At 65.7% G+C, this 25,734-nt stretch carries 19 protein-coding genes and 1 tRNA gene; 8 read left to right on the top strand and 12 right to left on the bottom strand.

What is annotated here, in order from left to right; translation table 11 throughout:
- Positions 1 to 63 precede the first annotated feature (63 nt).
- The 5 genes from ACK28C_RS02645 to ACK28C_RS02665 all read left to right on the top strand — a co-directional run bounded on the left by ACK28C_RS02645 (position 64) and on the right by ACK28C_RS02665 (position 10,228).
- Positions 64 to 582, top strand: coding sequence for an HdeD family acid-resistance protein (locus tag ACK28C_RS02645; protein WP_409152422.1), 519 nt, complete (start codon positions 64 to 66; stop codon positions 580 to 582).
- A gap of 182 nt (positions 583 to 764) precedes the next feature.
- Positions 765 to 1,841 (top strand): class I fructose-bisphosphate aldolase, encoded by a 1,077-nt coding sequence (locus ACK28C_RS02650; RefSeq protein WP_409152423.1) that lies wholly within the window; start codon positions 765 to 767, stop codon positions 1,839 to 1,841.
- Between the two features lie 244 nt (positions 1,842 to 2,085).
- The gene (locus ACK28C_RS02655) at positions 2,086 to 3,147 is read left to right on the top strand and encodes a PQQ-binding-like beta-propeller repeat protein (protein ID WP_015556675.1); all 1,062 of its coding nucleotides are present in this window, start codon (positions 2,086 to 2,088) and stop codon (positions 3,145 to 3,147) included.
- Between the two features lie 255 nt (positions 3,148 to 3,402).
- Positions 3,403 to 8,613, top strand: a complete 5,211-nt coding sequence (locus ACK28C_RS02660) for a hypothetical protein (RefSeq protein ID WP_409152424.1) — start codon at positions 3,403 to 3,405, stop codon at positions 8,611 to 8,613.
- Positions 8,614 to 8,737: 124 nt separating this feature from the next.
- Entirely contained in the window at positions 8,738 to 10,228 is a 1,491-nt protein-coding gene (locus tag ACK28C_RS02665; RefSeq protein WP_015556674.1) for an FGGY-family carbohydrate kinase, read from the top strand.
- A gap of 187 nt (positions 10,229 to 10,415) precedes the next feature.
- On the opposite strand, the gene ACK28C_RS02670 is transcribed toward ACK28C_RS02665, so the two are convergent.
- The 9 genes from ACK28C_RS02670 to ACK28C_RS02710 form a co-directional block, all read right to left on the bottom strand.
- Positions 10,416 to 11,678 carry a serpin family protein gene (locus ACK28C_RS02670; protein ID WP_015556673.1) on the bottom strand — a complete coding sequence of 421 codons (1,263 nt, stop codon included), beginning with the start codon at positions 11,676 to 11,678 and terminating at the stop codon, positions 10,416 to 10,418.
- 187 nt (positions 11,679 to 11,865) lie between these two features.
- Entirely contained in the window at positions 11,866 to 13,296 is a 1,431-nt protein-coding gene (locus ACK28C_RS02675) for a Do family serine endopeptidase (protein ID WP_243440630.1), read from the bottom strand.
- A 202-nt stretch (positions 13,297 to 13,498) separates the two neighbouring features.
- Entirely contained in the window at positions 13,499 to 14,305 is an 807-nt protein-coding gene (locus tag ACK28C_RS02680) for a prolipoprotein diacylglyceryl transferase (RefSeq protein ID WP_015556672.1), read from the bottom strand.
- Between the two features lies 1 nt (position 14,306).
- A complete protein-coding gene (locus ACK28C_RS02685; protein WP_015556671.1) occupies positions 14,307 to 15,029 on the bottom strand; it encodes a R3H domain-containing nucleic acid-binding protein in 723 nt (240 codons plus the stop codon).
- Between the two features lie 103 nt (positions 15,030 to 15,132).
- Positions 15,133 to 15,912 (bottom strand): YidC/Oxa1 family membrane protein insertase, encoded by a 780-nt coding sequence (locus ACK28C_RS02690; RefSeq protein ID WP_015556670.1) that lies wholly within the window; start codon positions 15,910 to 15,912, stop codon positions 15,133 to 15,135.
- Between the two features lie 62 nt (positions 15,913 to 15,974).
- Entirely contained in the window at positions 15,975 to 16,286 is a 312-nt protein-coding gene (yidD, locus tag ACK28C_RS02695; protein ID WP_208873316.1) for a membrane protein insertion efficiency factor YidD, read from the bottom strand.
- Entirely contained in the window at positions 16,246 to 16,641 is a 396-nt protein-coding gene (locus tag ACK28C_RS02700) for a ribonuclease P protein component (protein ID WP_208873314.1), read from the bottom strand. Before ACK28C_RS02700 ends, yidD begins: the two co-directional genes overlap by 41 nt.
- Entirely contained in the window at positions 16,623 to 16,763 is a 141-nt protein-coding gene (gene rpmH, locus ACK28C_RS02705) for a 50S ribosomal protein L34 (protein WP_208873312.1), read from the bottom strand. Before rpmH ends, ACK28C_RS02700 begins: the two co-directional genes overlap by 19 nt.
- 161 nt (positions 16,764 to 16,924) lie before the next feature.
- Positions 16,925 to 17,890: a hypothetical protein gene (locus ACK28C_RS02710; RefSeq protein WP_243440628.1), complete on the bottom strand. Its 966-nt coding sequence runs from the start codon at positions 17,888 to 17,890 to the stop codon at positions 16,925 to 16,927.
- Between the two features lie 680 nt (positions 17,891 to 18,570).
- Between ACK28C_RS02710 and ACK28C_RS02715 the strand changes: the two genes are divergently transcribed.
- The 3 genes from ACK28C_RS02715 to ACK28C_RS02725 all read left to right on the top strand — a co-directional run bounded on the left by ACK28C_RS02715 (position 18,571) and on the right by ACK28C_RS02725 (position 20,067).
- Positions 18,571 to 18,646 (top strand) — tRNA-Asn (locus tag ACK28C_RS02715).
- A gap of 144 nt (positions 18,647 to 18,790) precedes the next feature.
- Complete coding sequence (locus ACK28C_RS02720) at positions 18,791 to 19,927, top strand: sodium ion-translocating decarboxylase subunit beta (protein WP_015556668.1); 1,137 nt, start codon at positions 18,791 to 18,793, stop codon at positions 19,925 to 19,927.
- A gap of 14 nt (positions 19,928 to 19,941) precedes the next feature.
- Positions 19,942 to 20,067: a hypothetical protein gene (locus ACK28C_RS02725; protein ID WP_015556667.1), complete on the top strand. Its 126-nt coding sequence runs from the start codon at positions 19,942 to 19,944 to the stop codon at positions 20,065 to 20,067.
- Between the two features lie 76 nt (positions 20,068 to 20,143).
- Here the strand turns inward: ACK28C_RS02725 and ACK28C_RS02730 are convergent, their stop codons facing one another.
- The 3 genes from ACK28C_RS02730 to ACK28C_RS02740 all read right to left on the bottom strand — a co-directional run bounded on the left by ACK28C_RS02730 (position 20,144) and on the right by ACK28C_RS02740 (position 25,720).
- On the bottom strand, positions 20,144 to 21,268 hold the full coding sequence (locus ACK28C_RS02730; protein WP_015556666.1) for a glycerol dehydrogenase: 1,125 nt from the start codon (positions 21,266 to 21,268) through the stop codon (positions 20,144 to 20,146).
- A 304-nt stretch (positions 21,269 to 21,572) separates the two neighbouring features.
- Positions 21,573 to 21,929 carry a hypothetical protein gene (locus ACK28C_RS02735; protein WP_015556665.1) on the bottom strand — a complete coding sequence of 119 codons (357 nt, stop codon included), beginning with the start codon at positions 21,927 to 21,929 and terminating at the stop codon, positions 21,573 to 21,575.
- 32 nt (positions 21,930 to 21,961) lie between these two features.
- Positions 21,962 to 25,720 carry a PilC/PilY family type IV pilus protein gene (locus tag ACK28C_RS02740; protein WP_208873305.1) on the bottom strand — a complete coding sequence of 1,253 codons (3,759 nt, stop codon included), beginning with the start codon at positions 25,718 to 25,720 and terminating at the stop codon, positions 21,962 to 21,964.
- Positions 25,721 to 25,734: the final 14 nt, after the last annotated feature.

Genomic DNA, 25,734 nt, shown 5'->3' on the forward strand with positions numbered 1-25,734 from the left:
GACCGTCATTAAATTTCGTTGCCTTTTAAGGAATGAATTAAGGAAGTGGACCGTATGAACTCGATGAAGACGTTGCGTTGGACCCTCTATTTGACGGGCGTTATCCTGATCCTCCTCGGCCTCTGGAGCCTGTTCTACCCCTTAGAGGCGCTGCTCTCCCTGGCGATCTACCTGGGGATCGGCCTCTGCCTGTCCGGGCTCAATTACCTCCTGCCGTGCTTCTCCCTGCGCGGCGAGGCGCTGTACCCCCGCTGGTTCCTGTTCCTCGGCATCATGGACCTCATCGTGGGCGTCCTCATGCTGACGCGCATCGGGCTGACGGCCTTCATGATCCCCATGGTCGTAGCGGCGTGGCTGTGCTGGATCGGCCTCGTGCGCCTTGTCACCTGCATCCGCCTGCGCTCCCTCCACCTCCGCGGATGGTGGATCATGCTCCTCAGCAGCCTGGCCCTCATCGCCTGCTCATGCGCGATGTTCCTCTCACCCCTCGTCGGCTGGCTCTCCGTCGTGGCGATCCTGTCGTCCACGCTCATCGCAGCGGGCGCGCTGAACATCCTGGAGGGGCGCATGATCTTTCGGTGAAGGCGCTCCACCCCGGACGATCTCCGCTAAAAGGACGTGACGTAACGCGCGGAATGTGATATCTTCTTAAGCAGACCGAACGGCAAGTTGAACGTTCATCCCCTTTATTCGCCCGGAGGCCTGTCCCCGGACGCTCGATACGGTTTGACGGACTCTCGACAACTCAAGGAGGCAAAAGCGCTATGAGCAAGGACATTGAAAAGATCGAAAAACTTCTCGGCGACGAGGCGAAGGACCTTCTGGAGCACAAGTGCAAGGCGATCCCGGCGGACATGCTGCACCTTCCGGGTCCGGACTTCGTGGATGAGGTCGTGGCGCCCTCGGACCGGCCCAACCGCGTGCTGAACTCGCTGACGACGCTCTTCAACCACGGCCGCCTGGCCGGGACGGGCTACCTCTCCATCCTTCCCGTGGACCAGGGCGTGGAGCACTCCGGCGGCGCCTCCTTCGCCCCGAACCCGATCTACTTCGACCCGGAGAACATCATCAAGCTCGCCATGGAGGCGGGCTGCAACGCCGTGGCCAGCACCCTGGGCGTGTTGGGGGCCGTGTCCCGCCGTTACGCGCACAGGATTCCCTTCCTCCTGAAGCTGAACCACAACGAGCTGCTCTCCTACCCCAACAAGGCCGACCAAATCCTCTTCGCCTCCGTGGAGCAGGCCTGTGAGCTGGGAGCGGTCGCCGTCGGCGCGACGATCTACTACGGCAGCGACGAGTCCACGCGCCAGATCCAGGAGATCGCGAAGGCCTTCCACCACGCCCACCAGCTGGGCATGGCGACGGTGCTGTGGTGCTACCTCCGAAACTCCGCCTTCAAGGTGAAGGTCGACGGCAAGACGACGGACTACCACGTCTCCGCGGACCTGACGGGCCAGGCCAACCACCTCGGCGTGACCATCGAGGCGGACATCGTCAAGCAGAAGCAGGCGGAAAACAACGGCGGCTACACCGCGCTGAACTTCGGCAAGACCTCGAAGTTCGTCTACGACAAGCTGACGACGGACAACCCCATCGACCTCACCCGTTACCAGGTGCTGAATTGCTACGCAGGCCGCGCGGGCCTGATCAACTCGGGCGGTGCTTCGGGCGGCGAGTCCGACCTGGCGCAGGCGGTACGCACGGCGGTCGTCAACAAGCGCGCCGGAGGCATGGGCCTGATCCTCGGCCGCAAGGCGTTCCAGCGTCCCATGAAGGAGGGCGTCGAGATCATCCACGCGGTGCAGGACGTCTACCTTTGCAAGGACGTCACCATCGCCTGAGGCGAACGGCGGAAGCGAACTTCGGCGGGGCTCCCATCGGGGCCCCGCTTTTTGCGCCCTTTAAGCGCAAAAATTTCAGCAAGGAGGCTGTATCGAAAGCTCGCCCCTTACGGTTTAATCTTAAGCCATCGTTATATCGCTATATCGCTATGGGGACTTTCGCTTTGGCACGCCCCGGACGCGCAGGGTGCAGTGGGGCCCGCAGGGAGCGGGCGTGCGATCCAAGGGCAGAGGAGGAATTGTAATGAGGGTAAATCGCATTCTTTTCGCGGCGGCGCTGGCGTTTCTCGCCGCACTTCCGGCGGGGCCTGCCGCCGCCTGGCGCGGCGAGGTGGGCTGGACCTTCCGGGCGGACGACGGCATCTCGAGCGGCGTGGCCGTGGCGGGCAACCTGGTCATCGCGGGGGACCGCCTGGGGAAGCTCTACGCCGTTCAAAAGGCCTCCGGCGTGCCCGCCTGGGTCTACACCGGGACGAACACCGTCGTCGGGACCCCCTCCGTCATGGGGGACAAGGTGATCTTCGCACAGGGCAACGGGGCCGTCACGTGCCTCGCCCTCTCGACCGGCGCGGTCGTGTGGCAGTACCTTCCGCCGGAGGAGGGATACGCCGCGGAGACCCTCGCGGACGGCACGGCCGTCGGCGACGGCAAGGTGTACCTGGCGAAGGGGGACGGCAAGCTCTACGCCATCAGCGCATCCAACGGCCGCCTCGTCTGGACCCACACGGCCGACCAGGAGCTGCGCAACGCTCCGGCCTTTGAGGCCGGCCTCGTCCTCCTTGGCGAGCAGAACGGCAGGTTCAGCGCCATCGACCCCAAGACGGGCAAACGCATCTGGGGCGGCGGCGCGGGCGGCGCCATCAACACCCCGGTCATGAGCGGTGGGTCCGTGTTCTACTCGAGCTGGGACGGCACCGTGCAGCGCGTGAGGGTCAAGGGCGTCATCCCCCTCTGGAAGGACAGCAAGCCGAACGTCGGCGAGCCCGTCACCACGCCCCCTACCGTCGGCGGAGGGCGCGTCTTCGTGGGGACGGCCAACGGCAAGATCGTCGCGCTGAGCGAGGAGAACGGAGCCATCCTGTGGCAGTTCGAGACGAACGGCGGCAACGTCGCGGCGCGCCCCGTCCTCGCTGAGGGGCTGGTCTTCGCCGGGGGCGGCGACGGCGTCCTCCACGTCCTGGACGCATCCTCCGGCGCGGAACGCGCCACCCTCACGACTGGCGAGGGCATCAACGGCACGCCCGCCTTCGACGGAGGCGTCCTCTACCTCGGCAGCGGCGACGGCACGCTCTGCGCCATCTACTGACGGACTCTGGTCCGAACCTGTTCCACGAAGGACGGCCGCGCGATCCACTTGGCGCGGCCGTCCTTCACACTTTGATTCAGCCCCCTGACAGGCAATAAAACGCCCTACAATAAAGAGAATTGGCGAAAAAGCGCGCAAAACCGTTATAATAGGATAAGGAGAGTATGCGAAATTCACTTCCGTTCACAGCCGATGGACGCCACGCGGGCATGAACGGCTTTTCGCTTGCCAGCACGGTGATGGAGGGATCGTACAATGAACAAAAAAAACGCCCGGAAGAAGACGAACCAACCGCTCGAAGAGACAGCGCCGGCGTCCTCCATGCCCCTGCGCCGCAAGCGCGGACGCCCAAGGAAGAACCCCCTGCCGGAGACCCCCGCAGCGGAGGCGGCCCTTGCCGCAGAGCCCGACGCTCCAGAGCCCACGACCACGGTGGAACCGGGCCCGGAGGCGGCCGTGCCGGGGCGTCCGCGCAAAAAGCGCGGACGCCCAAGAAAGAACCCCCTGACGGAAACCCCCGCGATTGAAGCGGCCGTTGCCGCAGAGCCCGACGCTCCAGAGCCCACAACCACGGTGGAACCGGGCCCGGAGGCGGTCGTGCTGGAGCCTCCGCGTAAAAAGCGCGGACGCCCAAGGAAGAACCCCCTGCCGGAGGCCCCCGCGACGGAGGCGGCCGTTGCCGCAGAGCCCGACGCTCCAGAGCCCACGACCACGGTGGAGCCGGGCCCGGAGGCGGTCGTGCCGGAGCCTCCGCGTAAAAAGCGCGGACGCCCAAGAAAGAACCCCCTGCCGGAGACCCTCGCAACCGAGGCGGTCGTCGTCGCAGAACCCGTCGCTCCAGAACCCACGACCACGGTGGAACCGGAGGCGGCTGCAGCGGAGCCTCCGCGCAAAAAGCGCGGACGCCCAAGAAAGAACCCCCTGACGGAAACCCCCGCGATTGAAGCGGCCGTTGCCACAGAGCCCGACGCTCCAGAGCCCACGACCACGGCAGAGCCGGGCCCGGAGGCGGTCGTGCCGGAGCCTCCGCGCAAAAAGCGCGGACGCCCAAGGAAGAACCCCCTGCCGGAGGCCCCCGCGACGGAGGCGGCCATTGCCGCAGAGCCCGACGCTCCAGAGCCCACGACCACGGCGGAGCCGGGCCCAGAGGCGGCCGTGCCGGAGCCTCCGCGCAAAAAGCGCGGACGCCCAAGGAAACACCCCATGCCGGAGACTCCAACGCCGGCAGAGCTCGTTCCGGAACTTCCCGCTGAGGTTGAACTAGAAGCACCAGCCGCAGAACCTGAGCCTGCCGCCGAAGCGTTGGTCGTGGATGCAGAGCCCCCGCGCCGCAAGCGCGGACGTCCAAGGAAACACCCCATGCCGGAAGTTCCTGCGCCTGAGGCAACCGCTGCCACAGAGCCGGAGACGACGGCAGAGCCAGGCCCGGAAACGGCCACGGTAGAGTCCCCGCGCCGCAAGCGCGGACGCCCAAGGAAGAACCCCCTGCCGGAGGCTCCTGAGGCAACCGCTGCCACGGAACCTGCTGTTACGGCAGAACCCGTCCCGGAACTCCCTGCCGAGGTGGAGTTGGAAACCCCAGCCGCAGAAACGACAGAACCTGAGCCTGTCGCCGAGGCGTTAAACGTGGAGCCAGAGCCTCCCGCACCCCTCGCCGACGTCGTGCTGGACGTCACCCCGGAGGACGAGGCGCCGGAAGAGCCCGCCCCGGAGCTCCCCGCCGAGGCGGAACCTGCCGAGGCGTTGGACGTGGAGGCCCTCGCCCCCCGTGCTGACGTCGTGCTGAACGTCGTCCCGGAGGTCGAGGCGCCGGAAGAGCCCACCCCGGAACTCCCCGCCGACGTGGAACTGGAGGCGCCGGCCGCAGAGGCGAAGCCCGCCGAGGCGTCGAACGTGGAGGTCCCCGCCCCGCTCGCCGACGTCGTGCTGAACGTCGCCCCGGAGGACGAGACGCCGGAAGGCCCCGCCCCGGAGCTCCCCGCCGAGGCGGAGCCCACCGAGGCGTCGGACGTGGAGGCCGTCGCCCTGGAGGACCAGGCGCCGGAAGGGCCCGCCCCGGAACTCCCCGCCGACGTGGAACTGGAGGCGCCGGCCGCAGAGGCGGAGCCCGCCGAGGCCTTGGACGTGGAGGCCCCCGCGCCCCTCGTCGACGCCGTGCTGGACGTCGCCCCGGAGGACGAGGCGCCGGCAGAACCCGCCCCGGAACTCCCCGCCGACGTGGAACTGGAGGCGCCGGCCGCAGAGGCGGAGCCCGCCGAGGCCTTGGACGTGGAGGCCCCCGCGCCCCTCGTCGACGCCGTGCTGGACGTCGCCCCGGAGGACGAGGCGCCGGAAGAGCCCGCACCGGAACTGCCCTCCGAGGTGGTGCTGGAGGCGTCAGAGCCTGAGCCTGCCGCCGAGGCATTGGACGTGAAAGCAGAGGCCCCTGCACCCTTCGCCGACATCGTGCTGAACGTCGCGCCGGAGGACGAGACGCTGGAAGAACCCGAACCGGAACTGCCCTCCGAGGTAGAGTTGGGAACGACAGAACCGGAGCCTGCCGCCGAGGCGTCGGACGTAGAGGCCGTCGCCCCGGAGGACCAGGCGCCGGAAGGGCCCGCCCCGGAACTCCCCGCCGAGGCGGAACTGGAAGCGCCAGCCGCAGAGGCAGAACCTGCCGAGGCGTTGGACGTGGAGGCTCCTGCCCCGCTCGCTGACGTCGTGCTGGACGTCACCCCGGAGGACGAGGCGCCGGCAGAGCCCGTCCTGGAACTCCCCGCCGAGGTGGAACTGGAGGCGCCAGCCGAGGAGACGGAGCCCGCCGAGGCGTCGGACGTGGAGGTCCCCGCCCCCTTCGCCGACGTCGTGCTGAACATCGCCCCGGAGGCCGAGGCGTCGGCAGAGCCCGTCCCGGAGCTACCCGCCAACGTGGAACTGGAAGCGCCAGCCCCGGAGGCGGAGCCCGCCGAGACGTTGGACGTGGAGGCCCCTGCGCCCCGTGCCGACGTCGTGCTGGGCGTCGTCCCGGAGGTCGAGGCGTCGGAAGAGTCCGCCCCAGAACTCCCCGCCGAGGCGGAACTGGAGGCGCCGGCCGCAGAGGCGGAGCCCGCCGAGGCGTCGGACGTGGAGGCTCCCGCCCCTCGTGCTGACGTCGTGCTGAACGTCGCCCCGGAGGTCGAGGCGCCGGCAGAGCCCGTCCCGGAACTCGTTTCTGACGTGGAACTGGAAACCCCAGCCGCGGAAACGGCAGAACCGGAACCCGGCGCTGAGACGTTGGACGTGGAGGCCCTCGCCCCCCGTGCCGACGTCGTGCTGGACGTCACCCCGGAGGACGAGGCGCCGGCAGAGCCCGTCCTGGAACTCCCCGCCGAGGTGGAACTGGAAGCGCCAGCCGCGGAGGCGGAGCCCGTCGAGGCGTCGGACGCAGAGGCCCCTGCGCCCCGTGCCGACGTCGTGCTGAACGTCGCCCCGGAGGACGAGGCGCCGGAAGGCCCCGCCCCGGAGCTACCCGCCGAGGTGGAACTGGAAGCGCCAGCCGAGGAGACGGAGCCCGCCGAGGCGTCGGACGTAGAGGCCCCCGCCCCTCGTGCCGACGTCGTGCTGGGCGTCGCCCCGGAGGACCAGGCGCCGGAAGGGCCCGCCCCGGAACTCCCCGCCGAGGCGGAACTGGAAGCGCCAGCCGCAGAGGCAGAACCTGCCGAGGCGTTCGACGTGGAGGCTCCTGCCCCGCTCGCTGACGTCGTGCTGAACGTCGTCCCGGAGGACCAGGCGCCGGAAGGGCCCGCCCCGGAACTCCCCGCCGAGGCGGAACTGGAAGCGCCAGCCGCAGAGGCAGAACCTGCCGAGGCGTTGGACGTGGAGGCTCCCGCCCCATTCGCCGACATCTTCGCCGACGTCGTGCTGAACGTCGCCCCGGAGGCCGAGGCGCCGGAAGAGCCCGCCCCGGAACTCCCCGCCGACGTGGAACTGGAGGCGCCGGCCGCAGAGGCGGAGCCTGCCGAGGCGTCGGACGTGGAGGCCCCTGCACCCCTCGCTGACGTCGTGCTGGACGTCGCCCCAGAGGACGAGGCGCCGGAAGAACCCGCACCGGAACTGCCCTCCGAGGTGGTGCTGGAGGCGTCAGAGCCTGAGCCTGCCGCCGAGGCATTGGACGTGAAAGCAGAGGCCCCTGCACCCTTCGCCGACGTCGCGCTGAACGTCGCGCCGGCGGATGAGACGCCGGAAGAACCCGCACCGGAACTGCCCTCCGAGGTGGTGCTGGAGGCACCGACAACAGAACCTGAACCTGTCGCTGAGGCATTGGATGTGGAAGCTGAAGCCCCTGCGCCTGTCGCCGACGTCGTGTTGAACGTCGCCCCAGAGGACGAGGCGCCGGAAGAACCCGCACCGGAGCTACCCGCCGAGGTGGAACTGGAAGCGCCAGCCCCGGAGGCGGAAGTGCCTTGGACGGCCGAGGAAAAGCTGATGGAGGACATCGCTGCCGCCATGACGGAGCCTCACCCGCCGGCGGGGGTTGACGAGCCGGAGGCGGAGCTCCCTGAGGACGAGGCCCCACAGGAGCCTCTGCTGGTGGCGGAGGCCGCTCCTCCGGCCGAACCAGCGGAGGAGCCCGCGACGGGCGCAACGGAGATGGACGTCAGCTCCCTGCTCGTCGCGGAGCCGGCGGCCCCGACGCCGACGGTCGAGGAGCCTGAGCCGTTCGACGAACCGACCGCCGTCGTCCCGGAGCCGGTGGCGACGCTGGAATCCGAGGTCGGGACGCTTCAGGCCGAGGAAGAAGGCCACGACGAGACCGATGTCCCCGCTCCGGAGGAACCGGCCCCTGAGGCAGAGCCTGCGTCGGAGGCACCTCAGGCAGAGGAAGAAGAGAACGGCGAGGCCGACGTTCCCGCTCCGGAGGAACCCGCCCCTGAGGCAGAGCCGGAGTCAGAGCCTGAGCCGGAGGCACCCCAGGCGGAGGAAGAAGAGAACGGCGAGGCCGACGTTCCCGCTCCGGAGGAACACTCCACAAACGAAACAGGGCCGGAGGCTGAGGAAATCCACGAGTTCCCGCAGGACGCGGGGTCCGCTGAGGCAACGGAGGAGGATAAAGCAATGGGTCTGAAGGATAAGCTTTTGGCGCGCAAGGAGGCGCCCGTCGCTCAGGAGGGGGCTGCAAGGCCGCGCGGTGGGGTCCTGCTGCCGCTCTTGACGCTCCTGCTGCTTGCCGCAGTGGTCCTGTGCTGGCTGCAGCTGCGGGGCCTGACGGCGGTCCTCCGCGCGGACCGAACCCTGGAGGCGAAGGCCGCAACGTCCGCAGGGACGCCCCAGCAGGACGAGCGGTACGAGTACGCCATCGACTTTCTGCTGGACGACCGCATCACGGCGGGCATGGACGAGCGCGGCAGGGCGGGCTGGAAGGTCGTCGGCTCCCGCCGCACTCAGGACAGCACCACGGGCCAGTACGGCTACGAGTTCATCTTCATGCGCTCCGCGCAGAAGGAATAGCCCGCCCGGAGGGGCGGCGGGAGGGCCGTGCAATCGGGCCGGCCCCCTTTGTTTGACGCACCGGCAGCGCGGCCTTCGGGCCGGAGCGCAGCAGGGTTTCAAAAGACGACGAAGGGACGTCCGGATGAATCATTATCTTTGTTTCGACGCGGGGACGCAGAGCGTCAAGGTGGCGGTGTACAGCGCGGAGGGCGAGTGCGTCGCGAAGGCCGTCAACCCCACGACGCTCCTCTACCCGCATCCCGGCTGGGTGGAGATGGACGTCGAGGAGTACTTTCAGCTAACCCTCACCGGCATGAAGGACTGCGCGGAGCAGATGGGCCGAAAGGGGCTCGACCCTGCGTCCGTGAGGGCCGTGATGGGCGACGGCATCATCTGCGGCGTGGCCGGTGTGGACGAGGCGGGCCGCGCCGTCACGCCCTACATCAACTACCTGGACTCCCGCACGCGGGAGGACGCGGCGGCCCTGGCGGCGTTGGGGACGGACCTCTGGGCCCGCGAGACGGGCAACCCGGACCCTCTGTGCCTCTTCCCCGCCCTGCACGCACGATGGCTGCTGAAGAACGCCCCGTCCCGCGGCCGCGTGCGGAAGCTCATGCACAACGCTCCCTACATCCTGCTGAACCTGGCGGGCCTCGGCGCCTCGGACGCCTTCATCGACTGGGGCACCCTCTCAGGCTGGGGCCTCGGCTACGACGTCATGGAAAAGCGCTGGTCGCCGGAGCAGCTTGAGATTCTGGGCATCTCTCCCTCCCTTCTGCCCCACATCGTGCGCCCATGGGACGTCGTGGGGGGGCTCTCGGAGGAGGCCGCAGCGCAGACGGGGTTCCCTCCGGGGCTCCCCGTGTGCGCCGGAGCGGGCGACACCATGCAGTCGCTCCTGGGCTGCGGCGTGTTCGCGCCGGGGCACGCCGTGGACGTGGCGGGCACCTGCTCCATGTTCTGCATCTCCACGGCCGGCATCGTGCCGGACCTCAGCCGAAGCGGCAACAACCTCATCTTCAACAGCGCTACCCTGCCGGACACGTACTTCTATTGGGGATTCGTGCGGACGGGGGGGCTGGCGCTGCGCTGGTTTCGGGACAACGTCTGCGGGCAACCCGGCGACGACGGCTGCTACGACCGTCTGAGCCAGGGGGCGGCAACGGTGCCCGCAGGGGCCAACGGCGTGCGCTTCCTGCCGTGGCTGACGGGGGGGCCGAAGGGCTGCGAGGAGGTCCACGGGTGCTTCCTCAACATGACGATGGACACGGATCAATTCGTGCTGTGGCGCGCGGTGCTGGAGGCCATCGCGGGAGAGTACGGCGAGATCGCGGACCGCTGCCGCGCTGCGGGCACGCCGGTGGAGCGTATCATCGTCACGGAGGGCGGCAGCCGCTCGGCCCTGTGGAACCAGATCAAGGCGGACCTCATCCGCGCCGAGACCGTGACCCTCGATACGGGGGGCGCGCTCGCGACGAACGCCCTCCTCGCCGCCTACGCGGCGGGCGACGTCTCCGGCGGAGAGGAGGGCCTCGAGGCGGCCCTGCAGCAGGGGCTGAGGGAGACGGGGCGCTTCGCCCCAGGCCCTGCGTTCGCCCTGCCTCCGCTGCCCAACGGGATATTCCGCCCCTGAACGCGCAAGAGCCCCCTCGAGGGGGCTCTTACTGCGATTTCATACCAAAGATTGCCTCCCCTGAAAGGGGAGGTGCCGCCAAGGGCGGCGGAGGGGTTTGCTCTTAGCCTACTCAACACCTCCCAGCCCCTTCAGGGCAGCCTCCCTTGCAGGGGGGCCTTTCTTTCCCTTTAGACGCAAATTGGTATCACTTAAAGCTCTGGGTCCCCATGAAGAGGATCGCTCCCGTCGTGTCGTCCAGGATGAAGAACAGGAAGGGCCGGTCGGCGTGGAACTCCGCGCGCGGCGGGTCCTGCGGGGGCAGGGCCGTGGCGTAGACCATCGTCATGCCCGTGGCCGCCGCGGCCTCGGCCCCCTCCTCATCCACCTCTAGGAATGTCTTGTGCACGACGCTGTCGATGCAGATCGGCTCTTTATCCTCCGTCATGGCGGAGAAGTCCGCGGCGTCCGAGAAGGCCTGTCCCATCCCCAACGTCGTCAGGAGCTCCTTCAGCTCGTACCGTTCCTCCATCTTGAACTTGGGCAGCCACACGTCCACCTGGTGCCTGGTCATGGAAGCCTGCCAGCGTCGGATGAGGTCAAGCCCGTCGCGATGGGCGAGGTCCTTCAGCAGCTCGTCCATCGCGCCCTGCTTCGGCAGGGCCAGCAACATGCTGGCGGACCCGCCATAGGACAGTTTCAGGAGCTTCACACCCTCCACATCCGCATAGAGGGACTCCCTGTCCTCCTTCATCATGGGGACGTCCTTCGACTCCGCCTCCGTGACGTGGAAGGGCTCCGGAACCGTGAGCTCCGCACTGAAGGGCTGAAGCCACCGTCCCTTGAAGTACACGGCGTTCGTCAGGATCATGCGCGTCTCCTTCGGCACGTCGAGGATCAGGTCCGTGATGCGGCCCTTCGTCCTGTCGGACACCCAGCCGTTGATCCTCTGCCGGGCCTCCTCCGGCGCGTCCTTAAAGTCCAGTTCCTCCGCCGCTCCGCCGTAGTCCCGGCTCAGCACGTCACCGAACCCGCTTCGAGGCGCCAGTCCCTTCATCAGCCACACGCGGTTGGCGTCGTTCAGGACCGGCTGATCGTCCTGGCCGTCCATCCGCTCCCGCAGCCCGGTGGACAGCGCCCCAAGGGACGCATGAAAGCCGTCGTCCAGAGAGAGGGCCTTCGCCATCGCCTCGCGGGTTACGCCCGCGGAGCCCTCGTAGGCCATGCCCAGCACGGACAGGATGCTGTAGGGGGAGAAGAAGAAGTCCCCGTTCGACTTCCGAAACTCCGCCGCCGCGCGGAGGGCAAACCCGTCAACGGCGCGGACGGCCGGGAGGGTGGGGGGCGTTTTTTCGGCCTCGCCGGTCCCCGCCGCGGCCGCGTTCTCCGCCGCCGTCAGGCACGCTAGGGAGAACAGGCAGAACGCAGCGACCTTCGCCGCCCCGAAAAAGTACATCGCAAACTGCAGCATACGCAAGCGCCTCCATTCATAATTTACCAGTGCTTTTGCCAGTGTTTATGTTGAACCCGCCGCTTCTCCCCATCGTTCCACTTCCAGGTCATTCTCGCAGGCAGGGCGGGAAAAAAGGACGGCGAGGCGGGCCATATCGGTCCGCCTCGATCGCCGCCTCAGGAGCCGAAGCCCCAACGACGCGCCATCAATCCTCGCTGCTCAGGGAGACGATGAACGTCTGTCCGTCCCGCCCCACCATCAGGACGACGGACTTGCCGTCGCCGGTCACCGCGCCCCTCAGGTCGCTGAGGTCCGCGACGTTGCGCCCGTTCACCTGGATCAGCAGGTCGCCCTCGCGGATACCAGCGTTCTGCGCCACGGAGTTCTGGGCCACGCTCACGATCAGCAGCCCCTCCGCGTCCTTGTCGAGTCGGTACTCCCTGCGGAGCGCGTTCGTCAGGGGCGCCACCTCGAGGCCCACTTCCTTCAGAACGTCACTCGACCGCTGGGAGTTTCCGTGGCCGCCGGAGCGGCCGTCCGCCGAGTCGGGGCGCTGGTCCAGCGTCACCTTCAGGGTGAGGGTTCTGCCGCCGCGGACGATCCTCAGCTCCGCCGTCGCGCCGGGGGCCAGGGCCCGAACGCTCTGCACGAAGGCGTTGGCGTCCTCCACGTCCCTGCCGTTCAGCTTCACCACCACGTCGCCGCGCTTCACGCCGGCCTTCGCCGCGGCGGAGTCCGGGAACACGTCGCTGATGATCGCGCCGTTCTCCGCATCGACGCCGTAGGCCCTGGCGATCTCAGGCGTCAGCTTCTGCACCGCCACGCCCAGCCAGCCGCGTTTCACCTTGCCGTAGGACACCAGGTCGTCCATGACGGCCTTCGCCATGTTGACGGGGATGGCGAAGCCCATGCCCTGAGCGTAGGGCACGATGGCCGCGTTGATGCCCACCACGCGCCCGTCCATGTTCAGCAGGGGGCCACCGCTGTTGCCGGGGTTGATGGCCGCGTCCGTCTGGAGCAGTCCGTCGAAGTTGACGTCCTCGGCGTGGATGCTCCTGTTCTTGGCGGAGATGACCCCTGCCGTGACGGAGTGCTCGAAGCCGTAGGGGTTGCCGATGGCCACGACCCACTCCCCGACCTCCACGGCGTCGGAGTCTCCAAGGTCGAGAACGGGCAGGTCGCCCTTCGGCTCGATCTTGATGACCGCCAAGTCAAAGGTGGGGTCCTTGCCCAGCACCCTGGCCTTGTAGGTCTTGCCGTCGGCCAGCGTCACGGTGATCTTGTCCGCGCCCTCCACGACGTGGTTGTTCGTCAGGATCTGGCCGTCCTTCGTGACGATGAAGCCGGACCCGCGCCCCTTCATGGGCACGGAGCGAGTGTACTCCTTAAAGGCATCGCCGAAGAACTGGCGGAAGATAGGGTCGTCCCCGAAGGGGAAGGGGGACACCCTGCGCTGGCTCACGGCCTCGACGTCGATGTTCACCACGGCGGGGGACGTGTCCTTGACGATGGTGACGATGGGATTCGCGGCCTGGGAGGACATGGCCAGAGCCGGGACGGCACCCGCCGCCCCAAGGGCCAGCGCGCAGGCCAGCAGGAGCGCCATGGACTTCTTAAACCTGAAACCATTCTTCATGATCAAAAGAGCACCTCCAGAAATTGCGAGGCGAGGGGAAGTAAAAGGGACCGCAACGCCTCGATCGATGATGAGGCCATTGTAGTCCCGTGGGACCAATCCTTCATGGAGTTTTCTACGGACGGGGCCATCCGAAAAAGGCGTTAAAAGCGCCTGATACAGCGATTTTACGGAGCTTCGTCCGCACCAATCCGCCACCCCCTCACGCCCGGCGGTCCTCCCGCTTCAACGTCCGGAGCGACCGCCACAGCCAAAGAAGCTCCAGGGGCAGCGCCCCCAGGAGGATCCAGTGCGAGGGGGACAGGCCGTCGACCGGCGCGTCGGCCCGCACGACGTCCACGGAGAGCCGCATCGCGGCGTAGAGCATCAGGCCGATGGAGGTGACGGCACCGCCCCGGGCCCCCGCGCTCTCCTGGAGGTCCTCTCCCTGCCGGAGGGCGCGCCGGATGAGGGCGCGTTCGACGAGGTAGAGCACCAGGAGCATCGCGGCGGCGGCGGCCGAGTAATAGAGCTGCGTGGGGTGCCGCGCTACGCCGATCGGGTCCCTGGGGAAGTGCAGAGCCAGGGCACACTTCGACGCGATGCCGACGCAGCAGCCGTTGAAGAAGCACCCCCACCGCCCCACCAGCATGGTCAGCGCCGCGGGCAGGGCGACCACGCCGCACAGCGACTGAAAGGGGGCCTTCGGGTTGCGCCGGCAGAGCGCCATGGCGGCGAGGAACGCGCCGAGGAACGCGCCGACCTCCGAGAGCTCGCCGTGCTTCAAATCCAAAAAGAGGGAGGGGTCGGCGATGTAATCCGGGGCGTTCCGCAGGTACTCCATGGCGCGGGCCCCGAAGAGCATCCACAGGAACGACCACCCGATGACGTGCCGCCCGACCCCGTCGTCCACGCCGTAGAGGGGGAAGCGCCGGACGCTCCATAGGATCGCGAGGGACAGGGCCAGGAACCAGAGCACGCTGTAGGTGTCGACCTGAAGGCTCCCCAGCCGAAAGAGGACCGGATGCATGTCAATACGGCCTGCGGCGCGGCGGGCGGGGACGGCTGGCGTACCGGCGGCCCATGCTCTCCGAGGCGTCGAAGCGGGGCAGCACGACGACCTTCCGCATCGGCGGCTCGCCGACGGACTCCGTGCGCACGTCCTGGTTGTCTTGCAGCGTCGTGTGGATGACCCAGCGCTCCCAGCTCAACATGGGGTCCAGCCGGACGGGGCGGCCGTACTCCGCCACCTGCCGGGCCGTGGCCTCCGCCAGACGCTCCAGGCTGCGGGTGCGCCTCTCGCGGTATCCGCAGCTGTCCACCCGGACGCGCGGCTCCGAGGCGGGGTCGCGCAGGGCGAGGTTCAGGAGGTACTCCATGGCCTTCAGTGCATCGCCGTACCGACCCACGACGCAGTCCATCGCGTCCGGCCCCTCGATGTCGATCGTGCCGTCCTCCGTCAGGGAGGCCTGGGCGTCGAGGTCCATCCGCTCCATGACCTCGTTCAGGAAGGCGGCTCCCTTCAGCCCCAGCAGGTCCCCCGTCGGGGTCACCTCGACCTTCAGCCTGCTCCCAAAGAGGCCCAGAAAGCCGCGCTCGGAACCCACCACCTCGGCCCGCAGCAGCTCGCGGGGCAGGCCCCACTCCCGCGACGCGGCGTCCAGCGCCTCCTCGACGGCGTTCACGTCAAACCGAAGCTTCCTCTCCTCAGGCTCCGGGCGCTCCTTCCCGTCCCCTCTCAACTCAAATGCCATGAGACACACCCCTCTCTCTCGCGTCCCGCACGTCCATGGGACCTTCGTGGCAAAAGGCAAAAGCACCCGCCCGACAGCGGGCGAAGGTTCGCCAAAAATGCGCTCAGGACAGGGGCTTCTCCTTCGCCGGCTTCTCCTGAAGCAGGACGGGCTTCTGCCGCATCTCCTCGTCCGTCTTGCGCATGACGCGCAGCTGGTGCACCACGCCCATCAGGGAGGACACGCCCCAATAGAGCAGGACGCCGCCCTGCAGGCCGATGCAGATGAACGTCAGGAGCAGCGGCATGAACCAGCTCATCATGGCCATCTGCGGATTCCCCGCTGAGCTCAGGTGCTGTTGATACCACGTCAGAAAGGCGATCAGGATCAGCAGGATCATGTTGGGCAGCCACATGCCGACGTTCGAGAAGAGGAGGGGAAGGTTGGTGAAGGAGGAGAAAAAGACCATGACAACCCCCAGCTGATCGCGAGGGATCGGGACGCCCGCCTTGTCCACCAGGTTCAGCGCGTCGGCCATCGTTGTGAGGACCGATCCGTCGAGGTGGACCGTCAGGAACGTGGCCCCCGCAAAATCGTTGTTGTAGAGCACGCGGTAGAGCAGGATGAAGATGGGGAGCTGAATCAGGAGGGGCAGACACCCCGCGGCAGGGCTGATCTTTTCTTCCTTGTAGAGGGCCATCATCTCCCGGTTCAACGTCTCCTTGTCATCGCCGTATTTATTCTGAAGCACCTTGATCCTGGGCTGGAGCTTCTGCATCCGCTGCATGCTGACCATCTGCTTCTGCGTCAGCGGGTGCATGGCGATGCGCACGATGACCGTCAGGAGGATGATCGCCAGCCCCCAGGAATTCGTCACCCCGTACAGGGTTTCCAGCAGCCACATCATAAGCCACGTCATAAAGGCCTGAGTTTGATCCCACAGATAACCCAATAAGTCCACCATCCCTAGTCACAAAAATTGTCGTCCGCGCCCTCGCCACGGGGCCGCCTTGGGGGCGGGTCGTAGCCGCCCTCGCTCCAGGGGCCGCACCTCAGGAGGCGCCTCAGCGTCAGCCACCCGCCCCGAAAGAGCCCCCAGTCCCTCAGCGCGATGAGCGCGTACTGCGAGCAGGTGGGGCAGAAGCGGCAGTTCCTGCCCAGCAGGGGGGAGATGAGGACCTGGTAGCCCCGCACCAGCAGCATGGCGAGCGCCGCCGCCGGCGTGGGACGCCGCCCCTCAGGCGCCTCTTTCGATCGGGGCGTTCCAGTCCGCGTCATCCGGCGCCTCCCACGCATCCGTCAAAAGGCCGCGCCTCCTGAAGAGGGCGGCCATGTCCTTGAACACCCGTCGGGCGTCGGAGGCCAGCCCCCTCTCCCTCAGGGAGAGGACGAGCGCCACGTCCGGCACGACCCACGGGCTCAACCGGCGAAAGGCCTCCCGCAGGATGCGGCGCCCGCGGACCCGAACGTGGGCCCTTCCCTGACGCTTGCCGACGGCGTAGCCGACGCGCAGCCCCCCGCCTGGCGTCCTCAGAAACAACAACCGCACCAGCTCTCCCTGAACGCGAAGACCGGTGCGGAAAACGAGGTCAAACTCCCACCCCTTTTTGAGAGTTACGCCATGGTCAGGCACTTGCGGCCCTTGCGCCTTCTGTTGCGCAGGATCTTGCGCCCCGACGGCGAGGCCGAACGGGCAAGAAAGCCGATCTTCCTCTTGCGCGGTTTCACATGCGGCTGAAAGGTTCCCTTTTTCACGAAAAAACGCCTCCTCCAATAGACAAACCGTTATCCACGGTGGTTTAACCACAATAGCTTTGAAATTATAACACAGCCATTGGAGGAACGCCACAACGACGCGCTCGCCCCTGCGGGGCAGCCCCCTTTCAGTGGGGGCCAAAACAACCGGGGGCCGACGATCAGTCCATCCCCCGCCTCAGCGCCGCAACCTCGTCAGGGGACAGACCCGTCGCCTGGGATATCTGCTCGGAGGTAAATCTCATGCCCAGCATCCGCCGCGCCGTGGTGGTGATACCCTCGTTCAGGCCCTTAGCCAGCCCTCTGGCCTCGCCCCTTGCTTCCCCCAGAGCGATGCCCTCCCTCAGGATCGTCTTCGCCTCGTACTCCAACACCTGGCCTCCCATGATGGACTTCACTCCTTCCCTCACCTTTTCGTGCCCACAGGCAATGTGCTCCAACACCTTACCGGACATCTCCTCGAGTGTCCGCTTCACGTACTCCGTCAACTTCCCGCTCTCCGCCAGCCCCTCGAGCCGACCCCGTATCCCCTCGTACTCGGACAGAAGCTCCCGCAGCAGCCCCTCGTCCCTCTCGTACTTCGCAAACCGTCTCTCGTGCGCAAAAATGCGGAAGGGAATGAGAAACAACAGCCCCCTGGAGAAGATGTCCTCCGGCGTGTACCGCTGGGCCTTCATCGCAGGGATATCGTAGGCCGCAGAACCACCGCCTGGCAGCTCGATGCGGACCGTCAATACATCCGGCGTACTCGCGCGGCAACGAAGGTACAGGATCGCCGACGCAGGAAAGCGCACCGTCAGCACTCCCTCGCTCACCTCGCCCGCGTCCAGCGCAATCTGCGCGTCGTACTCGAACATCCGGACCAGCATCGTGTCGTCCGACGTGCTCTGGCACTCGATGTGGTACTTCTTCAGCGACCTGCCCCGTATCCCGAAGCACGAGTCCGTGACGCGCTCTCGCTCCGCGCCGTCCTGACCGTTGATAAAGTGCCCGTTAGGGTAGAACTCCACCGCCTCGTCCCCGGAGTACGACTCGTGAAAGATTTCGTTCACTAATGGTATGATCAGGCTCGAACAATCGTTCAACAGCGTTCGGAACACGTCGTCGTAGGGCGTGTTGACCAGCAATCCGCATCCCTCCCCCATCCCTTCGGCTCCTGGCTTCATTATAGCAAACAAGCCCTCTCACTCAAAACCGATCAAAACAGGAAAACTGAAACGGGGTAATACCAATTTGTGTCTAAAGGGAAAGAAAGGCCCCCCTGCAAGGGGGGCTGCCCCGAAGGGGCTGGGGGGTGTTGAGCCTGAGAAACAACCCCTCCCAGCCGGCGCAGTTCCTTATCGAGGAACATGACGTCTCGTTTCTCGTCGAGTTCTCTGGCCAGGTCGGGCAGCAGGGAGTGGACACGGGCGCGTCGATAAGACCTTATCGAACATTCCCCATGGTCTGCCGAAATAAGACGATCAATTGTCTTATTTCGGCACAGCCAGACTGCTGAACTCCTCAAGCCTCCCGATAGATCGGCTTGCGTAGGTTCAGCAGTCTGGCCGCAGGTCATCGCGTCGCGGTTCCCTGGCGGCCTTTTCTGAGGGGTCTTTGTCCTTTCCGCTCATGGCGTCACCTCGTTTCGTGATTTGCCGCACACTCAAGCCTTTCTTTCTATCAGCATAGCAGAGGTCAGGGGCGTTGGAGCAGGAAGGTGCTCAGGAATCCAGCTTTGCCTGCGCTTCTCGTTTCTGTGAATTGGGTGCAGCGGACGCTTGTTGACAGGCCCCGTGCGGAGGAGTATAATTCTTCTTGCTGAAATTCCACGATAGCTCAATCGGCAGAGCGGGTGGCTGTTAACCACTAGGTTCCAGGTTCGAGTCCTGGTCGTGGAGCCATTTTTGTATACGATGAACGTTGAGATCATAGAGGGGAGCCGGCGAGGACCGGCTCCTTTGTTGTACGGGGCTGAGGTGCGGAAGTGCATAGACGCGCTGTAAAGCGCAAAAATCTGACGGGACCTTTAGGAGGGGTGCTTTTCGATGAATCTGTTGTTGGAGGGGCTCATGGCCGTCACGGCGAAGCAGGCCGCGATGTACGCGGTGGGCGGCGCGCTGATCTGGCTCGCCATCAAGAAGGAGTATGAGCCGACCCTGCTGCTTCCGCTGGGCTTTGGGGCCATCCTGGTGAACCTGCCGCTGTCCGGCGTGGTGAATCAGTCCATGGCGGGCATCGGGGAGACGGCGGGGATCATCCAATGGCTGTTCGAGACGACGATCAGCGCCTCCGAGGCGCTGCCGATCCTGCTCTTTATCGGCATCGGGGCCATGATCGACTTCGGGCCTCTGTTGGCGCAGCCCGTGCTGTTCCTGTTCGGCGCCGCGGCACAGTTCGGCATCTTCGTCGCCATCAGCCTCGCGACGCTCCTGGGCTTCGACCTGAAGGACGCCGCCTCCATCGGGATCATCGGCGCGGCGGACGGCCCGACCTCCATCCTCGTGGCGCAGATCATGCGCTCCAACTACATAGGTGCCATCGCGGTGGCCGCCTACTCCTACATGGCGCTGGTGCCCATCATCCAGCCGCTGGCCATCCGGCTGGTCACCACGAAGAAGGAGCGGCGCATCCGCATGGCCTACACGCCGGGCAGCGTGACCCGGCGCACGCGCATCCTGTTCCCCATCTTCGTGACGTTCATCGTCGGGCTCATTGCCCCTGCGTCGGTGGCGCTGGTTGGCTTTTTGATGTTCGGCAACCTGGTGCGCGAGTGCGGCGTGCTGAACACGCTGTCCCGCACGGCGCAGGACGAGTTCTCCAACCTCATCACGCTGCTCCTGGGCATCACGATCTCCTTCAGCATGAAGGCGGAGGCCTTCGTGCGGACGGACACGCTCCTCATCCTGCTCATCGGGCTTGCGGCCTTCGTGTTCGACACGATCGGCGGCGTGGTCTTCGCCAAGGTGCTGAACCTCTTCCTCAAGGAGAAGGTCAATCCCATGATCGGCGCGGCCGGAATCTCCGCCTTTCCCATGTCCTCCCGCGTGGTGCAGAGGATGGCCGCGGAGGAGGAGAAGGGCAACATCCTGCTGATGCACGCGGTGGGCGCCAACGTGTCCGGTCAGATCGCCTCGGTGGTGGCGGGTGGCCTGGTCATCAGCCTGGTCACCCAGTACCTGTAAGGAGGCGAAGCGTCATGAGTCCAGAGGTCGTGCAGAACTTCATCGTCTCCCTGAAGATCATGGGGCAGGGGATGGAGGGCATCTTCGTCGTCATCGTCCTCATCAGCCTCGTGGTGTGGGCCATGGGCCGGATCCGATAGAGGCGGAGGGGACGAAAGAGCGGGCAGGGGAGCCGATCCCCCGCCCGCTCTTTTTTTGCGTTCCGACGGTGGCCCGTTACCGGGTTTCACCGCCCACCGGCTTGTAGTCCTTGAGCGCCTGCCGGCCGATGGCGTCCGCGGCGAAGATGGCGGCCGACACCTTCTCCGGCGTGACCTCGAAGGGCATGTTGTGCAGCGTGTCGTTGGGAGCGCAGGCGGCCTTGGCGACGCTCATGATCTTCTCCGGCGTCGGGTCCTCGATGCCCAGCTGCTTCATCGTCACGGGCAGGCCGACGGCCACGCAGAAACGCAGGACGGCCTGAAGCTCTTCCTGTGGGATGTCCTCCAGCACCAGCTGCGTCAGCGTGCCGAAGGCGACCTTTTCGCCGTGGTACATGTGGTGGCACTCCGGCAGGATGGTGAAGCCGTTGTGGATGGCGTGGGCGCCGGCGAGGCCGCCGCTCTCAAACCCGATGCCGGACAGCAGAGTGTTGGCCTCAATGATCTTCTCCACGGCTTCCGTGCAGGCGTGGGCCTCCAGGGCCAGCTTGGCCTTAACGCCCTCCGCCATCAGCGTGTCGAAGCACAGCTTCGCGACGGCCATGGCCGCACCGCCCGTCTTGCCGCCGGCGCAGGTGACGGCGCCGGACCTCATGCAGGCGCGGGCCTCAAAGTAGGTGGCCAGGGCGTCTCCGATGCCGGAGACCGTCAGGCGCACGGGAGACTTCGAGATGATGTCCGTGTCCATGATGACGACGTTGGGGTTGGCCTTGAAGAACTCGTACTCCTCGAACTTGCCGTCGTCGGTGTAGATGACGGAGAGGGCGCTGCAGGGTGCGTCCGTGGCAGCGATGGTGGGGCAGATGACCACGGGAGTTCCCGCCTGGTTGGCCACGGACTTGGCCGTGTCAAATATCTTGCCGCCTCCGACGCCCACCACGATGTCGCAGCCGGCCCCCTTCACGACGGCCGCGATGCGGTCGATCTCCTTTCGGGAGCACTCGCCGTTGAAGATCTCAAACTGACAGCTGGCCTTTGAGGCTTTGAAACTCGCCTCGATCTCGGCACCGCTCCGCTTCTTCCCGCCCTGGCTGACGAGCACCAGAGCCTTCGAGCCCAGGTTTGCCGTATACTCGCCGACCTTCTTCATCTCTCCCGCTCCCTGAATGTAGCGGTTCGGGCTGATAAAAATTCGTGCCATGTCGATACCCCCCTGAATAAAAACTGAACGATAATTCACCTCGATGACGCTTTACCGAGCCGGCAGTTTCATTATAGCATGGACCGGGGAAGGCGGCGTTCCGACGGTCAATTCAAGCGAATCCAATACTGTATCCTTTCGCCTTTTGACCTTTTTGCATTATAGCATCCGCCCCGCGACGGAGACAGCCGCATCCGGCGGCGGCGTCCGGCACGGCCCGGGTCGGAAGACGAAGCTGCCCCCCGCCTACGGGCGGGGGGCAGCTGGCATTGTGTTTTACGTTCCGGGGCCCGGGACGTCTTCCTCAGGCGTCGGTCTTGACCCGACAGACGTAGATTAAGCCCTCAGCCTCACTCAGCTCCGCGGTCACATAGCGCTTCATATAGCGCCGCAGAAACTCCTCTTTGGGGATAAGCGTTCCGCGCTCATCCAGGAAATGGCAGTCGGAAAAGAGAGGCCCGGAGGCCTCCTTGCCGTCCACCTTCAGGACAAGGAGTTCACCGCCCTCCACGGGCTCCACGCGCTCCAGCGTCCCGGTAACCTCCAGCATGGGGATCTCGGTCACGGCCTCTGCACGGAGTGCAAAGGCTCCCGCCGCCACCAAAGCCACCAGCAAAACCGTCCCTACCCGACGCAGCGACACGTCGCCCATCCTCATCATCACACACTCCTCTCCCTTTCGCCCATTATAAATCAATAGGCAGTAGCATCTCCGGAAACGGTCTCACGCCAGTAACGGATATAGGAGCCCAGTTTATACGGCAGCTTTATATTATTGCCCTTCATTTTTTTCTTAAAACTCAGGAGCGTGCCGTCCTGGCTGGAGTTCGCGTCCACTCCCGAACTCCGCAAGGTATCCGCTGCGCCCTTCGTAGCACCGGATTCCAGCTGTCGGGCCCCAAGATACACCCGGTCCCCCACCGCCGTGATGCCCGTAAAACGCACGTTGTGGAACGTCAGCGAATGTCCCTTGTTCGTCGTCCCGTATTCCTTTCCATCAAAATCGCTCTTGCCCGTCTCAGGGTCGAACATGTAGAGTTTCGAGTCCCCCATCCCGATGTCGCAGCTCGTCGATGCCAATCTGGGGATAAATGTCGTAACGATCACCGAGCCGCCGAAAAGATAGGGCGACGTCGTCATGAACTCCGCTCCCCACCCCCTGGAGCTGTCCCCCGATTCGGTCACGGCGGGCCTCAGACGAAGATACCAGCCCTTGTCGCCAGTCTGAACGAGGTGTTTCTTCTCCTCCTCCACGCTGAACTCCACTCCGGAGTAGGCCGGCGTCAGCTTATCCTTGAAGTAGGTCCACTCTCTCAGGTCCTTCGTCTTCAGACCGGGCTTTCCAGGCTCCAGTTTCAGCCCGAAGAGAAACTGCTGCGGATTGACGCGCGTCCTGTAGTTCCCTCCGTTCAGGTCCGGTGCCTCCAGGTCCGCGGTCCCCCCGAAGAGCCAGCGCCCCGTCTTCGTCGTCACGACGCAGAACGCCTTGGGGATCGCGACCCCCAGGTCCTCGGAGACGTTCGCATCCGCCGCGGCTGCCACGTCCTGCTTCGGCCTCACCGTGACGAGGCGGAACGGGCTCTTGAGCCCCCAGCTCGTCACCTGACCCGCCGTCTCGCAGTGCAGCACACGCCCCTCGCTGTCCGCCGTAAAGAACTCATCGAGCCCACCCCCGCGCTCCACGTAGGTGATGGGGGCCACGACCATCCCAAGGTTTTCCCCGGAGGACAGCGTATCCCACTTTTTCTTTATCTTGCCCGTCTCGGGATCCAGGGCGAAGAGCGCCTTGCCCTGCTTGTCCTCCCCCAGGGAGAGCCCGACTCCCGCCGGGAGCAGGCAGACGAAAGAGCCGTCCTTCAGCTTCGTGAAGGCGGCAGCCTGGAAGGTGAGCCCCAGGTCCGCATAATCTACGGCATCCGCAGCGCTCAAGCCACCCCATGCCGTCAGTTTTCTCTGAAACGTTCCGCCATCATAGGAGGAGTTGTCCACGGCCCAGAGCATCCTGGGACCCGTGTCCGAGCTCGTGACGTCCATGGCGTAGAGCCCACAGCCGCCACGCCCCAGGGTGCCGATCATGACGCGGTGCTCCGAGCTGTCCTGGAAGTTCACGCTCCTGGAGGTCATCAGGCCATCCAGCAGGTCCAGGGCAATGGCACGCGGCGTCGTCTTTCCGTCGCCGCCATACCACGGCCAATTCAGCAAGGGATTGAACTTCATGCTGCGCAGGCGGCTCAGGACGTTGGGCGGGACGAATCCCCACCGCTCCTGTCCCGTCTCCATGTCCAGGGCATGCAGGAAGCCCCGGTTGGTCTGAATGTAGACCGCCTTGTCCTTCGGGACGGAGACGAAGTTGGAGTGCTGCATATCCCCCAGGGGAATCTGTGGCTTCTCCCCACTGGAGTAGCCGAGCGTCAGCCAACGCTTGAACTCCTCTGCATGGTCTTTGGCGTCTCCGATCAGGGAGAGGTCGGCTGCGCTCAAGGCGCTCAGCTGCGCCAGGGAGGATCCTCTCCAGGCCCACAGGTTCCTGCCCGAGCCCTTGGCCGCCATGAGCCTCCCGGCCTCCCAAAGCGGTCCCACCGTTTTCCCCGTCTTGATGTCCAGGGACGAGCACTGGAACTTGGCCTCCCAGACATCATAGCGCCGGGGCTCGTAGGAGGCGCCGAAGATCAAACCGTGCTCCCCTCCCATCGGGTCTCCCTGGATGAGGGGGGCCCCCGAAGCCTTGGCGTCGGAGTCGACCTGGCGGAACGCATTCGTCAGGGCCTTCAGGAGCTCCGAAGCGTTGTTGGCGAAGAAGGGCTGGATGCTGGGGTCCCCCGTGCTGGGCGCCCAATTTCCAGAGGCGTCCTTCCTGGGCTGCCCGGCCGCCGCCACCTTTTTCAGGTCCTCGCGCAGGGCCTCCGCCTTCGAGGCCGTGGGGTCCACGAACCCCACCACCAGGGTCCGGACCCCCTGCTTCATTTCGTGCTCCTTCTCCAACCACCTGCCCTGGCTCTTGTCCCATCTGCGCCCCCGCATCTTCAGGGTGTCCACATAGAGCTTCAGCGTGGCGTCCGCCGCCGTGTACCCCGCGTCCGTCGCGTCGTTGCCCGCCGTGAAGACGATCAGCCAGTTGGGCTGGCAGGGCCCCGTGACGGGGAAGAACCCCTCGGTCGCCGTCTCGAACTTCAGCCCATTCGTCCTCCCCGAGCCGGGAAGCGGGGAGAAGAAGTCGATGATGCTGCCCGCGGCCTGCCCTTTGCGAAGCTTCAAGTATGAACCCTCATAATCGACAGTGTCAGCACCATAGTAGCGGATTAAATCTTGATTATTTGGGTCCTTCTTGTTTTGATGGTGGCGCCGCGCCTCGATGGAGGTGGCCAGGGGCGTCTTGCCGTCGGCAAAGAGCTCCGGGTTCGGGTTGCTGCCTTGGGGGTTCTCGATGCCATCGATGTAGCGGCGGAAGGCCGTCAGATGGGACGTGGCCTTCTGGGCGTCGTCGTAGAAGCGGCCAAAGGGGACCTTCAGGACCGCGCGGTTCACCTGACGCCATCTCCTGGCATCGTTGGAACTGTAAAAATTTCGATTGATCCCACACCAGGCAGTCTGGGAAGCGCTATAATTGTTTTGCAAACCGGTAGCCCAGCCAGGGGCTCCACCATAAGGGAAACCCGCCTTGATACCCCAATCGGGGGCCTTATAAAAATCGGCATACATTCTATGAGGGTAATTATCCTCCTGATAGCTCGTGGCCATGGCGACGCTCATGCGGGAGAACAGGTCCGCGTTCTCCGGGGAGGTCAGACGCCAGAGCACCAGCTTCATGATGTACAGGCGGCTGTCGTTGGGGACGAGCTGTTCATAGACCCTCTTGCTGGGTTTGAAAGCCTTCGGGTCATAGGGAGAACCCGGATATCCCGTTACAACGTCCCCCACTCTGACTCCAGAAGGTAGATTCACGTGATACCCACTGTCCCTGAACGTCAGGAAATACGGTTTGTTCGGCTTGCTACTCCCCTCGCCGTTCTCCGGGTAGGTGCCGTCGTAGGGCGTGTAGTAGCAGTCCGGGTCGCCGATCTTGTTGTTGCTGTTGTCCAGGTCCCGACCGTACCGGAGCCCTCCACTCGTTTCTTCCCTGCCGTTACTGCCGATATGGGGTCGGGCGCCGGAGCCGTAGGTGCAGTCCTTCAGCATCCGGACACGCTGACTCGGAGAATTGCTGTCCGTATCCTGCGGCATCGTCCCCTCGGGCGTGAAGGTCATCGGGGACCCGACGTCCAGCAACAGCAGCACGTTGGGGGGCAACCCCTCGGGGCTGTCCTCCGGCGGATACATCGACTTCTCGTAGGCCCGGGGCTCGGCGGCCCACACGCCCGTCCCCGTGCCCAACAACAGCAGCACAACCAGGAACCCCGGCAAAAAGCGCGCCACGCGACCGCACGGCGCCTGGATCATCCTGTTTTCGTTCACCGTAAGCCCTCCCT

Origin of the sequence: Fretibacterium fastidiosum, assembly GCF_964642095.1 — a bacterium.
GTDB classification, from domain to species: domain Bacteria; phylum Synergistota; class Synergistia; order Synergistales; family Aminobacteriaceae; genus Fretibacterium; species Fretibacterium fastidiosum.

Excerpts from the sequence above, each read along its gene's own strand:
- ACK28C_RS02645 (WP_409152422.1), top strand. The coding sequence starts at position 64 with ATGAAGACGTTGCGTTGGACCCTCTATTTGACGGGCGTTATCCTGATC.
- ACK28C_RS02650 (WP_409152423.1), top strand. The coding sequence starts at position 765 with ATGAGCAAGGACATTGAAAAGATCGAAAAACTTCTCGGCGACGAGGCG.
- ACK28C_RS02655 (WP_015556675.1), top strand. The coding sequence starts at position 2,086 with ATGAGGGTAAATCGCATTCTTTTCGCGGCGGCGCTGGCGTTTCTCGCC.
- ACK28C_RS02660 (WP_409152424.1), top strand. The coding sequence starts at position 3,403 with ATGAACAAAAAAAACGCCCGGAAGAAGACGAACCAACCGCTCGAAGAG.
- ACK28C_RS02665 (WP_015556674.1), top strand. The coding sequence starts at position 8,738 with ATGAATCATTATCTTTGTTTCGACGCGGGGACGCAGAGCGTCAAGGTG.
- ACK28C_RS02670 (WP_015556673.1), bottom strand. The coding sequence starts at position 11,678 with ATGCTGCAGTTTGCGATGTACTTTTTCGGGGCGGCGAAGGTCGCTGCG.
- ACK28C_RS02675 (WP_243440630.1), bottom strand. The coding sequence starts at position 13,296 with ATGAAGAATGGTTTCAGGTTTAAGAAGTCCATGGCGCTCCTGCTGGCC.
- ACK28C_RS02680 (WP_015556672.1), bottom strand. The coding sequence starts at position 14,305 with ATGCATCCGGTCCTCTTTCGGCTGGGGAGCCTTCAGGTCGACACCTAC.
- ACK28C_RS02685 (WP_015556671.1), bottom strand. The coding sequence starts at position 15,029 with ATGGCATTTGAGTTGAGAGGGGACGGGAAGGAGCGCCCGGAGCCTGAG.
- ACK28C_RS02690 (WP_015556670.1), bottom strand. The coding sequence starts at position 15,912 with ATGTGGCTGCTGGAAACCCTGTACGGGGTGACGAATTCCTGGGGGCTG.
- yidD (WP_208873316.1), bottom strand. The coding sequence starts at position 16,286 with ATGACGCGGACTGGAACGCCCCGATCGAAAGAGGCGCCTGAGGGGCGG.
- ACK28C_RS02720 (WP_015556668.1), top strand. The coding sequence starts at position 18,791 with ATGAATCTGTTGTTGGAGGGGCTCATGGCCGTCACGGCGAAGCAGGCC.
- ACK28C_RS02725 (WP_015556667.1), top strand. The coding sequence starts at position 19,942 with ATGAGTCCAGAGGTCGTGCAGAACTTCATCGTCTCCCTGAAGATCATG.
- ACK28C_RS02730 (WP_015556666.1), bottom strand. The coding sequence starts at position 21,268 with ATGGCACGAATTTTTATCAGCCCGAACCGCTACATTCAGGGAGCGGGA.
- ACK28C_RS02735 (WP_015556665.1), bottom strand. The coding sequence starts at position 21,929 with ATGATGAGGATGGGCGACGTGTCGCTGCGTCGGGTAGGGACGGTTTTG.